Genomic DNA, 12,990 nt, shown 5'->3' on the forward strand with positions numbered 1-12,990 from the left:
ATCATGCAGTGGAAATCGGCACTCCTTATAATTCAGATCTTTCTAATGGTCGGTTTACTAACAGCGTCCTGTCAAACAAATCAACGATCACCTAAAATGAATGGGATTAGCCTGGTTGCTTCCCGGGATTCTATTCTCGATACTGAAGTAAACTATGTTGCTGAAACTGAAGCCAATTACATTGCCCTGATGCCCTTTGGTTTTCTAGCGGACAGCCAGGAACCTCAAATAAAATTTAACATTAATCGGCAGTGGTTTGGAGAACGCAAGGAAGGTATTGAGCATACTGTATCTAAATTAAGAGAGCGTAATCTAAAGATCATGATGAAGCCGCAGATCTGGATTAGAAATGGTGCTTTCACCGGGGATCTCGAATTTGAAACTGAAGAAGACTGGAAACAATTCGAAGATTCTTATGCTGAATTTATTCTTTTATATGCTGAAATTTCAGAAGAACTAGATGTGGAATTATTCTGTATTGGAACCGAACTTTTCAATTTTGTGAGCAACAGACCCGTCTTCTGGAAAAATCTGATTTCCGAAGTGAGAAAAATATACTGTGGTGAAATAACTTATGCTGAAAACTGGGATAAATTTGATCAAACTACGATATGGGATGAACTGAATTATATTGGCGTGGACGCTTACTTTCCTATAAGTGACGAAGCTTCTCCCGATATTGATCAAATAAAAGAAGGCTGGGAACCTCATCTTAGTTCACTTGAATCTGTATCTGATAAATTTCAGAAGCAAATAATTTTTACAGAATTTGGATATAGAAGTATTGACCATGCCTTGAAAACGCCTTGGAATTCTGAACGGGAACATCCCGGTATCAATTTTAATTTACAGGCAAATGCTTATAAAGTTCTTTTTGAACAGGTTTGGTCTAAAGAATGGTTTGCAGGTGGTTTTCTATGGAAATGGCATCAGGGAACCAATAGCGGCGGACTCGAAAATTCCCGATTCACTCCGCAGAATAAACCAGCAGAAAAGGAGTTGAAAAGCTTTTATGGTAGCTTCAGGAATTAATCCGTTTACAATAATGAGAGCGTAAATCTTCGGCAGTAGCACCAAATCTTCTTTTCCAGTAGATCTCAAGGAACAACTTTTGTGTTTTCCAGACACCCATGCGCTCGTATAAACGCGCAGAAGTTGTAAGCCATTTCCTGATCACTGTGAATGATCCATGCTCATATAAACGCTTTATAAATTCGTTGTCTTCGTAAACCGTATAACTTTCATCAAAACCGCTAAGGGAATCAAATAGATCTTTGGTTACGAACAAAGATTGATCTCCTCCTCTACAGGATAGATGATTAAATTTTGTGAATTGCCCCATCAAATTCAGCCACCAGTGATCCTTGTCAAAGCGCATTTGAAAACAGCCGCAATTATTGCCTTTTCTGACAGCCTCCATGATTAAAACATCAAAATTTTCTGGTGGGTAACTATCGGCATGCAGGAAATACAGCAGTTCACCTTTTGCTTTTTTTGCGCCATAATTCATTTGAACTGCCCGGCCTTTTTCAGAAAGATAATAGGTAACATTTGGGTGTTCGATGGCAAGTTGGGAAGTTTCATCTGTACTTCCACCATCGACAACAAGAATTTCCCGTATATAAGTAGAAGAAGCAGTTTCCAGGTATTTTAGCAAAGCTGGAACCTGCTTCTCTTCATTATAGACCGGGATAATTATACTTATCACAGAACTTATTTTGCTTCGTTCAGGTTCCAGTCGTAGTTCTTGTAGTCTACCTGGGCATTCGAATTGATCTTCACTTCTGAATATTGATTGATGTATTCAATCAAAGATCCATTTTCAGTAAAATCATTCTTATACCAATCAAAGATCGATGAAAGCTTCAGGATGGAAGCGGAGATTTCATTCTTATCTGAATTGATAAATTCATTTGTAGCCTTTTCCAGTTGTTTTTCGATATTCTCGCTGGTATAAGCTTCATTGATAAGTTTTGGACAGCTTATAGACGCGCAATTGATCGCAAAGTGAATCCTTGGTTCATCCATTTTTCGTAACAGACTATTTTCAATAGCACCAAGTGAAATTTCTTTATTTCCGATCTTGACGAACTCTTTTGTCCATGCTCCGGAAATATCCTTAATGCTCTTTGTTGGATAATTCCGAAGAATAAGATCCACCGTGTACGCATTATAGAGGTTGATATAATATGCCAGAAGTTGATTGCGAGTCCAGGTATCATCTGGTTGCATGGAAGAAAGCATCTTTAAATATTTATCAAGCGCTGGCCGGTCTTTCTGAAAACCTTTATAATCTACCATTCCGTCGCCATCCACATGCTTTTTCAATAGTTGATCCCAGCCAGAATGATCTACTTTTTCCTCTGCAGCTGCAGAAGTATTTGCAGAATCTGGTGTAGGCAATCCTTTACTGTTAAAGCCAGCGCTCGAAATAAGGTTACAGGATTGACAAATAAATGCCCCTGAGACCAGGATCAAAAAACTTAAAAATACCTTCTTCATAGCTTTATGTTTTAATTAGCAACATCCACCACCATCGTAATGCCAGGTGGACTCACTAATGTAAATATCATCTCTTCCAAGATCTGCCAGTGCACCTGCGGTTTTATCACAAATTGCAATTGGCTGATTCTTCAATAAAATATGTCCTTTCTTATCATCAAAATGATCTTCATCTCCATAATAAATCGCAGCTTTTCCGGTAAAGATACACGGCCCATCTTCAGGCATAGGATCTTTGATCGCGGCTACTTCAATAGATTCAATATAAATCAATTCATCTGTAGGATAATTTTTAGGATCCAGAATTCTATAAGGCTTTCTGGCCCTGATCTCGATAGTTCCGAAGCCGGCATCGGTCAATGCTTTCACATAATCCTTGATGCTTAAACTTCCGGAAAGACAAAGCGCTCTTAAGCGTTCATCATTTCTAAGTTCATCATTCATGTCCTGCTCACAGGTTGGATCACTCATTACAAGTCTTCCATGCGGCTTTAATACCCGGTACATTTCCTTCAAAGCTTGAGTAAGCTCTTCAGTTTTAAAAATATTGAAAAGACAGTTCTGTGCGGCTACATCTATAGAGTTATCCTCAACCGGTAATGCCGTAGCATCTCCCTTTCTAAGATCTACAAATTTAGATTTAAACCATGGGTTCTGCGCTTCTGCCTCCACAAAGTTCTTGCGGGACGCTTCCAGCATTTCATCTACCACATCTACTCCAACCACTCCCGATTTCATTCGGGAAAAATAAGCGAACTGTAAAAGTTCCATTCCGCCACCTACACCCACATAGAGCGTACGCGGATTATTTGTCAGATCCCGGGCATGCACCGTGGAACCACAACCGTAATTCATCTCCTGCATGATCTTTGGGATCTTTAATCCCGGAAGTTCCCAGATCGGGTTTGTGGTGCAGCAAAGTCCTACATCTGGTGTAAGTGCCGCCTCACGGTAAACGTCTTTAGTAATCTCTAAATAACTCATTTATAATTTCTTAAGTAATTCTTTAAATAATTTAACCATATCTGGTTCTGCTTTGGCAGCCATTGCCAGAATTTCCTGAATATCTACTTTTTCAAGATTATCCGGATCCCCTTTATCTGTGATCACAGAAATTGCTGAAACCGGAATCCCCAAGTGGTTGGCAACGATCACTTCAGGCACTGTACTCATTCCAACAGCATCCGCACCGATCATTTTTAAATAACGGTATTCTGCTCTGGTTTCCAGTTGAGGTCCCAATACCGAAGCATATACACCTTTATGCAAAGTAATATTCAGCTCTTTTGCGGTTTTCTCGAATTGATCGTTCATAGATCTGTCATAAGGCTCGCTCATGTCCACAAATCGTTCTCCCAAATGTTCAACGCCATGAAAAGCCAGTGGCGAACCACCCTGAAGATTAATATGGTCATCGATAAGCATCAACTCACCTTTATCGTAATCTAAATTGATCGCTCCGGAAGCATTGGAAACCAGCAAACGTTTCATCCCCAAACGTTTCATTACTCTTACCGGGAATGTAACATCAAACAGACTGTAACCTTCGTACAGGTGGAATCTCCCCTGCATGATGACCACTTTTTTTCCTGCCAGGGTTCCAAAAATCAGTTTCCCCTTGTGAAATTCCACTGTGGCAGTTGGAAAATATGGGATGTGATTGTAACTGGCGGTTACTTCAATTTCTACATCGTCCAGTAGTTTACCTAAACCTGTACCTAATATGATCCCAACCTCGGGTTCACCGAATCCTTTGGATTTCAAATAATCTACCGATTCGTTTATTCTATCTGTCATTATTTATTAATTTTTGAAAAGCCGGATGATCTTTGATATCTTCCAGCGTATCTATATCGTTTTTTAGTGGCAGCGCTTTATAAGTTCCATCTTGCATATCCTGCAGACTTTGCTCGAATACACTGGAAGTACTCCAGGCTTTGTTCATGAATAAAGCTGAATTTAATGATTTCATACCCAAAAGGTAATATCCACCGTCTTCAGCAGGTCCAATTACATAGTCGTGAGCTTCAAGTTCTTCAAAAGCATCTTCAAGTTCTGTTGCCTCAAGATCGTAAAGATCACTTCCAATAATCACAATTTTCTTGTAGCCCTCGTCGAATCCAGCTTTAAAAGCAGCTTCCATTTTCTCTCCCAGATCTCCTTCTACTTGCAATCTCTTATGAAATCCTCCATCCTCCCAGATATCATTTTCAGCAATATTCCAGGCGTAAAAAACATGTTTGTTTACGTTGAGTTTACCGGTTATATCTTTCGTATGCTTCAGCAGAAATTTATAAATTTCAAGAGCTTTCTTATCTCCTACTCCTTTGGCCAGCCTGGTTTTTACCTTTCCGAGAACAGGATTTTTTGTAAATATGATTAGCAGATTTTCTTTTGACACCTAGTAAATTTTTTCTCCGTTTTTAAGATATTTCGACCAGTGTTTTGAAAAAGTATGAACCTTTTCGGTTTCCGTGCCTTTATTGTCATAAACAGGATAGCCGGTATTTTTCCATTCAAAAATTCCTCCGTATAGATTTTTTACATCCTCAAATCCTAAATCCTGAATCTTTTTGGCTATGTTCTCTGATCTAATTCCTACTGAACAGTAGACAACGATCTGTTTATCCCTGGTAATGGAATCCAAAACGCTAAGATCAAGATTATTATATCCTATAAATTTTGATCCATCAAGATGACTGGTTTCGTATTCATTGCTTTCCCTTGCATCCAGGATGACCACCTCATCATTTAATTGATCCATACGCAGTTGCTCTACGGAAGTATATGGAACATCGCCAGAATTGTATTTTTGCAATAGATCATCCAATGCGTTTTGACTAAACCCGGAAGTTCCAATGAAAAAAATTAAACTGAAAATGATTCCCTGTAATTTCATATTAAGCTACTGTTCCCTGGCAACTACTTCCTGCTCCAGCAGTACAACCGTAGCAATGTTGTGAAATGATAATATTTCGATTATTTAAAATATCTTCGTTGTATTCACTAATATGCTGCACTTTTGAATTTACTTTTAGTTCCAGCATCTGGTTGAAATCACAATCGTATAACCAGCCATCCCAACTAATGGAGATCGTATTGGTACACATCACATTTTCAACGGCTGCAGGATTATAAGCTTCTACCAGCGCATACATATAATCTTCATAATTTTCAGAAGCTATAAGGTATTCAAGGAATCGGCTTATGGGTAAATTTGTAATTGCGAACAGACTGCCAAAATCGATATTGAAATCTTCTTTTAGAGCTTTTTTAAAGTCCTGTTCCATCGCCTGTTGATCTGTTGGTAAAAATGCTCCGGATGGATTATAGACCAGATCCAGTTTTAAACCTGTGCCTTCCTGCGCGTAACCTACTGCGTTTAACATTTGAAGTGCCTTGATTGATTTGTCAAAAACACCACTACCTCTTTGCTTATCGGTTTTTTCTCTTTTATAGAATGGGAGTGACGAAACCACGTGGACATTGTGTTTCTTAAAGAATTCCGGTAGGTCGTGATACTTCTTGTTGGCGAGAATGATTGTTAGGTTTGATCTAACAATGAAATCCTTGATTCCGGCTTTAGCGGCTTCTTCCACAAACCATCTAAAATTCGGATTCATTTCAGGGGCACCACCAGTAAGGTCCAGCGTATGGGCTCCGGTATTCTTGATCACTTCCAGACATTGCTTCATGGTTTCTACCGTCATGATCTCCTTACGATCGGGACCGGCATCTACATGGCAATGCGAACAAACCTGATTACACATGTAACCAAGATTCAACTGTAGTATTTCGAGTTTTTTGGGTTTGAATGGCAGGTCATGAGTTTCTGCGATCTTATCCCGGAAATACGGGAGTTCGCCTTCTTCAAATATGCCTTCGCTTAAAAATTCTAACTGGTTCTTAGGGCTTGAAAGATCATCCTTACGCGCCTTCAGGGATTTTGTGATCATATAGTTGTTTCTACGTATGTTTAGTTCTTCAATTCAGAAAAAACTTACATACTTAGCTTTTTGTATTTATTCATCATCTGCACACCATGCACAAGGGTTGCTCCACTTTCAATGGCGGCACCAGCATGAACGGCTTCCATCATCTCTTCCTTGGTAATACCACGTTGTAATCCATCCTTGGTATATGCATCAATACAATAAGGACATTTTACAACATGCGCTACCGCAAGGGCGATCAATGACTTTTCACGGGCAGAGAGAGCTCCTTCTTCGAACACTTTACCGTAGTAGTCAAAAAACTTGTTTCCAAGCTCTTCACTCCATTCAGTAATCTCTCCAAATTTTCTAAGGTCTGCCGGATCATAATAATTCTTAGCCATCTATTTTATACTTATGTGCGTTAATACTTATAATTACGAAAAAAACGAAGCTACAGTTTTAAACTATAGAACTCCGGTTATAGACAGAATAATAAGTAAAAATACAGCTACTATTGCGATCACGATCCACATTTTTGAGCTGGAATTCTCAGTTCTGGTCTCGGTAGATTGATTTACTTTTTGTTCACTATCACGATCTTCCTTAGGTACAGGCGAGGATCTATCTTTATCTTGATTCATATTGATGGTTTTTACTGAAAAATAAAGCAAATTCTTACTGAAATGAATTAACGATATATATTTAACAAAGATTTTCAATTTGAATTAATTTCCGCCAATAGCTCTAAATTTTAGCCATGCTTTGGAAACACCCCGAAACACTAACGTTTTTCGCATTACCATTATCTCTATTGACAGTTTCTTTTATAGAAATTCTTAATTTTTTCACACAAGCTTTAACTTTACAACCCAAGATTTTAAGATTTTTAATTGTAAAAAGCCTATCTTATTAGGCGAAATAATTCAGCTGTATTATTATGAGAATTGATGTTCAAACGCTACCGGTTAATGAAATTGTGCAAAACATAGCACAATCGCTGGATGCAGATGTGCAAAATCGTAGCGGGGAACTTCTAGTCGAAATTCCTTCAGAGTATGGTGAAGGTACTATTCGAGGAATTAGTTTTGACTCCGGGATGGGCTATATCACCTACAATTGTAAGTTTTCACAGGATGTTGAAATTCATTTTTCTCTAAATACCGTACACCCTTTAAAATTTATTTTCTGTTCTGAAGGAAGTATTAGCCATTGCTTTCAGCACAGTGATGATGAACACAGCATAGACACCTATCAGAACATTGTAGTGAGCAGCAGTGGATATGATGGACATATCCTATATTTTAAAAAGGATGTCCAAACCCATGTATCGAGCCTGGAAATCATTAGATCTGTTTTTGCTCATCGTTCCAATTATGATTTTAAAGATCTTGATCCAACCTTGAAGGAGCTATTTAAAGACGCAGTTTCGAAAAAGCAATTTTTCTACCAGGGGAATTATAGTATTAAGTCGGCAGACTTAATGGATGAGATTAATACCAAAGATTTTACAGGGTTTCTACGCAACCTGTTTCTGGAAGGCAAAGCATTTGAAATGCTCACCATACAGATAGACCAGTATCAGGATGACGAGAATGGCGAGAACCTGCCAAAGATCTTAAGAAAGTCTGATATTGAAAAGGTGAATTATGTTGCCAAAAGAATCCAGGGTGATCTTAGCACAAATCTTTCCGTAGAAACCCTGGCGAAAGAGGCTGGAACTAATGTAAATAAACTTCAGGAAGGCTTTAAATATGTCTACGATCTTACTGTAAATAAATATATGCAGCATATCAAGTTAGAAGCTGCCAAGGAAATGCTTAAACTTTCAGAAAAGAACATCTCAGAAATTGTAACGTCTATCGGACTCAACAATCGTAGTTACTTTTCCAAAATATTTAAAGAAAAGTATGGAGTAAGCCCTAAATATTTCCTGCAAACCAAGGCAAGTATGAAAGAAGAGGAATTCGAAGAAAACTAGGATCCATTTCCTAAAAATTTCTGCGGAATTACCTCCGGATCAAAATTCCATAAATACGGCAGTAGAAAATAAACTATCAGGCTGAGCAAAATTATGCTTACTATATTCATCCAGACACCTGTTTTTATCATATCCGGAATTCTAAGATAACCCGAACCAAATACCACTGCATTAGGCGGAGTTGCCACAGGAAGCATAAAAGCACAGGATGCTGCCAGAGTAGCTCCAACCATCAAGAAATAGGGATGTAGATTCAACGCAATAGCCATCGATGCAAGTATTGGCAGCAACATAGCCGTGGTGGCAAGATTTGAGGTGACTTCGGTAAGAAAATTTACCGCGGCAATCAATACTACTACCAGTAACAATAATGGTAAATTTTCAAGATTCGTTAATTGCTCTCCTATCCAGATTGCCAGACCGCTTTCCCCAAAACCTTTTGCAAGTGCCATACCACCACCAAACAATAAAATGATTCCCCAGGGAATTTTCACCGCCTCTTCCCAGGTAACCAGTTTTCTTTTCGCCTTACTTGCAGGGATTAGAAACAGCGCTACAGCCGCGATCATCGCGATAATTGTATCGTCTATTAAGGGCAAAAATGGCTGAATAAGATAGCTTCTGCTAATCCAGGAAAATGCAGTAATAGCAAAAACTACTAAAACTCTTTTCTCCTGAATACTCATGTTTCCCAGTTCTGCTTTGAGTCGGTCGATCTCTGCCTTCCCTCCTGGAAATTCAGTTTGTGTGAAACTAAAAGCTTTACTGGTAAGGTACTTCCAACAAATAAAAAGCAAAATGATCGAAACTGGTAAGCCCAGAATGATCCATTTGGTAAAGCTGATTTCTATCCCATATATTTCTTCTACGATTCCAGCAAATACCAGGTTTGGAGGAGTTCCAATGAGTGTTGCAACGCCACCTATAGAAGCACTGTAAGCAATAGCTAACATTAGCGCTTTTCCAAAAATTGTATTTTCATTTTCCTCACTTGCCGGATTGTCTTTTAACTGACTAATTATTGCAGTTCCAATGGGCAGCATCATTACTGAAGTAGCAGTATTGCTAATCCACATGGAAAGAAATGCCGTAGCCACCATAAAACCTAAAATGATCATTTTAATATCTGCACCTATCAACTGAATGATACTTAGTGCGATCCTTCTATGTAAATCCCATCTTTCGATAGCCACCGCGAGTATGAATCCACCTAAGTACAGGAAGACATATTTATGACCAAAAGCTGCGGTTGTATCCTCTATACTTACCGCTCCGGTTAAAGGAAAAAGGATAATTGGTAATAGAGCTGTTACCGCAATTGGAATTGCTTCAGAAACCCACCAGATCGCCATCCATAAAGTTATGCATAGAACATCAAATGCTGCATCAGGCATTGAATTGGGTGCTCCCAACAATTGCAAAACGACAAAAAGAAGTGGCCCGGCTACTAGCGCTATTAATTTAAATCTGGAATTCATATCTTTCAAAAAGATGAAGATATAGAATATTTTCTTTCATTGAAATCTTAAACGAAAGGGATAAAAACAGTTTAAAATGAATCCAGAGAATTTAACCATTAGAATAAAGATTCAGGTTTCTAAAAGCAGGGAGGAGGTATTCAATGCTTTAACGGACAGGACGAAATTAAGCAGATTTTTCATTTCTGAAGCAAGTTCAGATCTTGAAGCTGGCAAGCAGATCATCTGGAAATTCCCGGAATTCAATTTCGTTGAGTTTTCTATTGAAGTGCTTAAAGTAGAACATCCCGAAATTATAATACTAACCTGGGAAGGTGCCGAGAATCACATTACCACGGTGACTATCGCACTTACTAAAGTTGAAAAAAATCAAACATTGGTTTCAGTTGCAGAAGAAGGAATGCAAAATGACGCTGAAGGGATTGCCTGGCTCGGCAGAAACTCGGAAGGTTGGGCAAATTTTCTGGTCTGTCTCAAAGCCTATCTTGAATATGGGATCAATCTAAGGAAAGGCGCTTTTGAATTCTTACGAAATGATCAAAAACCATAAATAAAAAAACCCGGCAAATTGCCAGGTTTTCTAATTATATGAATTGATGATTACATCATTCCTGGCATACCGCCGCCCATTCCTTGTGGCATTCCACCTCCAGCATTGTCTTCTGGAAGATCGATAAGCGCACATTCGGTTGTAAGGATCATTCCAGCAACTGAAGCTGCATTTTCCAATGCTACTCTTGTTACTTTCTTAGGATCAATTATACCAGCTTTGAGCATGTCTACGTAAGTATCTGTTTTGGCATCATAACCGAAGTCATTCTTACCTTCTAATACTTTGTTGATCACTACTGAACCTTCACCACCAGCATTTTGCACGATAGTTCTTAGTGGAGATTCGATAGCTTTAGAAACGATCTGTACTCCAGTCGCTTCATCAGCATTTTCAGTTTTGATTTTGCTTAGTACAGCCTGAGCTCTAACTAACGCAACACCACCACCAGCAACAATACCTTCTTCTACAGCCGCTCTGGTTGCATGAAGTGCATCATCTACTCTGTCTTTCTTTTCTTTCATTTCAACTTCTGAAGCTGCACCTACGTAAAGTACTGCAACACCACCAGCTAATTTAGCCAGACGCTCCTGAAGCTTTTCTCTATCATAATCTGAAGTAGTAGACTCGATCTGAGATTTGATCTGGTTTACTCTGCTCTGGATATCATCATTATTTCCAGCTCCGTTTACGATTGTAGTATTATCCTTGTCGATCGCTACTTTTTCAGCAGTACCCAACATATCGATAGTAGCATTCTCTAAAGTAAATCCTCTTTCTTCAGAAATCACAGTACCACCAGTAAGGATAGCAATATCTTCTAGCATTGCTTTTCTACGGTCACCAAATCCTGGAGCTTTCACTGCAGCGATTTTTAATGATCCACGAAGTTTGTTAACTACCAGTGTAGCAAGAGCTTCACCATCAACATCTTCAGCAATAATCAATAGAGGTTTTCCAGACTGAGCTACTGGCTCCAATACTGGAAGTAGATCTTTCATTGAAGAGATCTTCTTGTCAAAAAGAAGGATATATGGATCTTCAAGATCTGCCGTCATTTTCTCAGAATTCGTTACGAAATAAGGAGATAAATATCCCCTATCGAACTGCATTCCTTCCACAACATCAACATAAGTCTCTGTTCCTTTAGCTTCTTCTACAGTGATTACACCTTCTTTTCCAACTTTTCCGAATGCCTGAGCGATCAAATCACCAATAACATCATCATTGTTAGCAGAAATCGATGCAACCTGCTTGATTTTTTCTGAAGAGTCACCTACTTCTTTAGTTTGCTTTGCAAGATCTGCAGTAAGAGATTCAACAGCTTTGTCGATACCACGTTTAAGATCCATTGGGTTTGCACCTGCAGCAACGTTCTTCAAACCTTCCTGCACGATAGCCTGAGCTAGAACAGTAGCAGTAGTAGTACCATCACCAGCAAGATCATTGGTTTTGGAAGCAACTTCCTTCACCATCTGAGCTCCCATGTTTTCTAAAGGATCCTCAAGTTCGATTTCTTTTGCTACAGTTACACCATCTTTAGTTACAGTTGGTGCCCCGAAAGATTTACTGATAATTACGTTACGACCTTTAGGTCCTAAAGTTACTTTTACAGCGTTCGCCAATGCATCAACTCCACGTTTGATCCCATTACGAGCCTGAATGTCAAATTTTATATCTTTTGCCATTTCTATTATTTTTAATTTTCTATAGTTAGACTACAGAATAATTGGTTAATTAATTTTTGATTATAAATTCCAGCGGTTGCCAGAAAATTGAAGTGAAACTTATACTATTGCTAGTATATCATCTTCCCTCATGATCAGGTAATCTGTTCCTTCAAGTTTTAGCTCTGTTCCGGCATACTTACCGTAAAGAACTGTATCACCTTCTTTAACTGTCATATCATGATCTTTGGTACCTCCACCAACAGCTACAACATTACCTTTTTGAGGTTTTTCTTTAGCTGTCTCAGGAATAATGATACCAGAAGCAGTCTTGTTTTCTGCAGCAACAGGCTCAATTACAACCCTGTCTGAAAGTGGCTTAATGTTTAGTCCCATTTTATTAAATTTTATTATTAGGTTAATTAATTTTTCAAATACGGGAGACATATTTCTAAAATTATGCCAGCTCTATTTCTCTGCCATAAGGCAAAAAAAAATGCCAGCTTGTCATAAGCTGGCATTTTAAAATGTTGTTGAGTATCTTATCTACTGCTCATTGTCAGTTTGAGTTGCTGGTTGAGCTGCAGGCATTTCAGTATTTACAGGTTCGTCACTTTCGAAAACCCTTGTTCCAGCTTCGGCTGGCTTATCCATAATAGCTACGTTAGAAAGCAGGATCAAAACAAGCAATAAAGTTGCAAGTGTCCAGGTACTTTTATCTAAAAAGTCTCCAGTTTTTTTAACCCCTCCAACTTGCTGACCTCCGCCACCAAAAGAAGAAGATAGTCCTCCACCCTTAGGGTTTTGAACCATGATCACAACTACCAGCAAAAATGCTACGATAATTATTAAAGCTAAAAATATAGTGAATGTGCTCATT

The 12,990-nt window shown here is 38.7% G+C and carries 16 protein-coding genes; 3 read left to right on the forward strand and 13 right to left on the reverse strand.

Annotated features, from left to right (window positions below):
* Positions 1 to 3 precede the first annotated feature (3 nt).
* Positions 4 to 1,032 carry a glycoside hydrolase family 113 gene (locus ABVM50_RS02645; protein ID WP_405199841.1) on the forward strand — a complete coding sequence of 343 codons (1,029 nt, stop codon included), beginning with the start codon at positions 4 to 6 and terminating at the stop codon, positions 1,030 to 1,032.
* Here the strand turns inward: ABVM50_RS02645 and ABVM50_RS02650 are convergent.
* The 9 genes from ABVM50_RS02650 to ABVM50_RS02690 all read right to left on the reverse strand — a co-directional run bounded on the left by ABVM50_RS02650 (position 1,022) and on the right by ABVM50_RS02690 (position 7,078).
* Positions 1,022 to 1,708, reverse strand: coding sequence for a TIGR04283 family arsenosugar biosynthesis glycosyltransferase (locus tag ABVM50_RS02650; protein ID WP_405199842.1), 687 nt, complete (start codon positions 1,706 to 1,708; stop codon positions 1,022 to 1,024). The genes ABVM50_RS02645 and ABVM50_RS02650 overlap by 11 nt on opposite strands.
* A gap of 5 nt (positions 1,709 to 1,713) precedes the next feature.
* Entirely contained in the window at positions 1,714 to 2,502 is a 789-nt protein-coding gene (locus tag ABVM50_RS02655) for a DUF547 domain-containing protein (RefSeq protein ID WP_405199843.1), read from the reverse strand.
* Positions 2,503 to 2,517: 15 nt separating this feature from the next.
* On the reverse strand, positions 2,518 to 3,486 hold the full coding sequence (gene arsM, locus ABVM50_RS02660) for an arsenosugar biosynthesis arsenite methyltransferase ArsM (RefSeq protein ID WP_405199844.1): 969 nt from the start codon (positions 3,484 to 3,486) through the stop codon (positions 2,518 to 2,520).
* Positions 3,487 to 4,299, reverse strand: a complete 813-nt coding sequence (locus ABVM50_RS02665) for a purine-nucleoside phosphorylase (protein WP_405199845.1) — start codon at positions 4,297 to 4,299, stop codon at positions 3,487 to 3,489.
* The gene (locus ABVM50_RS02670; protein ID WP_405199846.1) at positions 4,289 to 4,903 is read right to left on the reverse strand and encodes a TIGR04282 family arsenosugar biosynthesis glycosyltransferase; all 615 of its coding nucleotides are present in this window, start codon (positions 4,901 to 4,903) and stop codon (positions 4,289 to 4,291) included. The genes ABVM50_RS02665 and ABVM50_RS02670 overlap by 11 nt, the downstream gene beginning before the upstream one ends.
* The gene (locus tag ABVM50_RS02675; protein ID WP_405199847.1) at positions 4,904 to 5,401 is read right to left on the reverse strand and encodes a rhodanese-like domain-containing protein; all 498 of its coding nucleotides are present in this window, start codon (positions 5,399 to 5,401) and stop codon (positions 4,904 to 4,906) included.
* Between the two features lies 1 nt (position 5,402).
* Complete coding sequence (gene arsS / locus ABVM50_RS02680; protein WP_405199848.1) at positions 5,403 to 6,458, reverse strand: arsenosugar biosynthesis radical SAM (seleno)protein ArsS; 1,056 nt, start codon at positions 6,456 to 6,458, stop codon at positions 5,403 to 5,405.
* 44 nt (positions 6,459 to 6,502) lie between these two features.
* Positions 6,503 to 6,838 carry an arsenosugar biosynthesis-associated peroxidase-like protein gene (locus tag ABVM50_RS02685; protein ID WP_141878980.1) on the reverse strand — a complete coding sequence of 112 codons (336 nt, stop codon included), beginning with the start codon at positions 6,836 to 6,838 and terminating at the stop codon, positions 6,503 to 6,505.
* A gap of 63 nt (positions 6,839 to 6,901) precedes the next feature.
* Positions 6,902 to 7,078: a hypothetical protein gene (locus ABVM50_RS02690; protein ID WP_405199849.1), complete on the reverse strand. Its 177-nt coding sequence runs from the start codon at positions 7,076 to 7,078 to the stop codon at positions 6,902 to 6,904.
* Positions 7,079 to 7,374: 296 nt separating this feature from the next.
* Here ABVM50_RS02690 and ABVM50_RS02695 point away from each other — a divergent pair, with 296 nt between their 5' ends.
* On the forward strand, positions 7,375 to 8,415 hold the full coding sequence (locus tag ABVM50_RS02695; RefSeq protein WP_141878981.1) for an AraC family transcriptional regulator: 1,041 nt from the start codon (positions 7,375 to 7,377) through the stop codon (positions 8,413 to 8,415).
* On the opposite strand, the gene ABVM50_RS02700 is transcribed toward ABVM50_RS02695, so the two are convergent.
* Positions 8,412 to 9,893 (reverse strand): SLC13 family permease, encoded by a 1,482-nt coding sequence (locus ABVM50_RS02700; protein WP_405199850.1) that lies wholly within the window; start codon positions 9,891 to 9,893, stop codon positions 8,412 to 8,414. The two genes, ABVM50_RS02695 and ABVM50_RS02700, sit on opposite strands and share 4 nt — an antisense overlap.
* Positions 9,894 to 9,969: 76 nt before the next feature.
* Between ABVM50_RS02700 and ABVM50_RS02705 the strand changes: the two genes are divergently transcribed.
* On the forward strand, positions 9,970 to 10,443 hold the full coding sequence (locus ABVM50_RS02705; protein ID WP_405199851.1) for an SRPBCC domain-containing protein: 474 nt from the start codon (positions 9,970 to 9,972) through the stop codon (positions 10,441 to 10,443).
* Positions 10,444 to 10,493: 50 nt separating this feature from the next.
* On the opposite strand, the gene groL is transcribed toward ABVM50_RS02705, so the two are convergent.
* The 3 genes from groL to secG form a co-directional block, all read right to left on the reverse strand.
* Positions 10,494 to 12,131: a chaperonin GroEL gene (gene groL / locus ABVM50_RS02710; protein ID WP_141878984.1), complete on the reverse strand. Its 1,638-nt coding sequence runs from the start codon at positions 12,129 to 12,131 to the stop codon at positions 10,494 to 10,496.
* A 99-nt stretch (positions 12,132 to 12,230) separates the two neighbouring features.
* The gene (gene groES / locus ABVM50_RS02715; protein ID WP_405199852.1) at positions 12,231 to 12,506 is read right to left on the reverse strand and encodes a co-chaperone GroES; all 276 of its coding nucleotides are present in this window, start codon (positions 12,504 to 12,506) and stop codon (positions 12,231 to 12,233) included.
* 150 nt (positions 12,507 to 12,656) lie between these two features.
* A complete protein-coding gene (gene secG, locus ABVM50_RS02720; protein WP_141878986.1) occupies positions 12,657 to 12,989 on the reverse strand; it encodes a preprotein translocase subunit SecG in 333 nt (110 codons plus the stop codon).
* Position 12,990 lies beyond the last annotated feature (1 nt).

Source organism: Christiangramia sp. LLG6405-1 (genome assembly GCF_045055805.1).
In the GTDB taxonomy this organism is placed as follows: Bacteria; Bacteroidota; Bacteroidia; order Flavobacteriales; family Flavobacteriaceae; genus Christiangramia.

Bases quoted from the DNA above. Each gene is read 5' to 3' on its own strand.
- ABVM50_RS02645 (WP_405199841.1), top strand. From the start codon at position 4: ATGCAGTGGAAATCGGCACTCCTTATAATTCAGATCTTTCTAATGGTC.
- ABVM50_RS02655 (WP_405199843.1), bottom strand. From the start codon at position 2,502: ATGAAGAAGGTATTTTTAAGTTTTTTGATCCTGGTCTCAGGGGCATTT.
- arsM (WP_405199844.1), bottom strand. From the start codon at position 3,486: ATGAGTTATTTAGAGATTACTAAAGACGTTTACCGTGAGGCGGCACTT.
- ABVM50_RS02665 (WP_405199845.1), bottom strand. From the start codon at position 4,299: ATGACAGATAGAATAAACGAATCGGTAGATTATTTGAAATCCAAAGGA.
- ABVM50_RS02675 (WP_405199847.1), bottom strand. From the start codon at position 5,401: ATGAAATTACAGGGAATCATTTTCAGTTTAATTTTTTTCATTGGAACT.
- arsS (WP_405199848.1), bottom strand. From the start codon at position 6,458: ATGATCACAAAATCCCTGAAGGCGCGTAAGGATGATCTTTCAAGCCCT.
- ABVM50_RS02685 (WP_141878980.1), bottom strand. From the start codon at position 6,838: ATGGCTAAGAATTATTATGATCCGGCAGACCTTAGAAAATTTGGAGAG.
- ABVM50_RS02690 (WP_405199849.1), bottom strand. From the start codon at position 7,078: ATGAATCAAGATAAAGATAGATCCTCGCCTGTACCTAAGGAAGATCGT.
- ABVM50_RS02695 (WP_141878981.1), top strand. From the start codon at position 7,375: ATGAGAATTGATGTTCAAACGCTACCGGTTAATGAAATTGTGCAAAAC.
- ABVM50_RS02700 (WP_405199850.1), bottom strand. From the start codon at position 9,893: ATGAATTCCAGATTTAAATTAATAGCGCTAGTAGCCGGGCCACTTCTT.
- ABVM50_RS02705 (WP_405199851.1), top strand. From the start codon at position 9,970: ATGAATCCAGAGAATTTAACCATTAGAATAAAGATTCAGGTTTCTAAA.
- groL (WP_141878984.1), bottom strand. From the start codon at position 12,131: ATGGCAAAAGATATAAAATTTGACATTCAGGCTCGTAATGGGATCAAA.
- groES (WP_405199852.1), bottom strand. From the start codon at position 12,506: ATGGGACTAAACATTAAGCCACTTTCAGACAGGGTTGTAATTGAGCCT.
- secG (WP_141878986.1), bottom strand. From the start codon at position 12,989: ATGAGCACATTCACTATATTTTTAGCTTTAATAATTATCGTAGCATTT.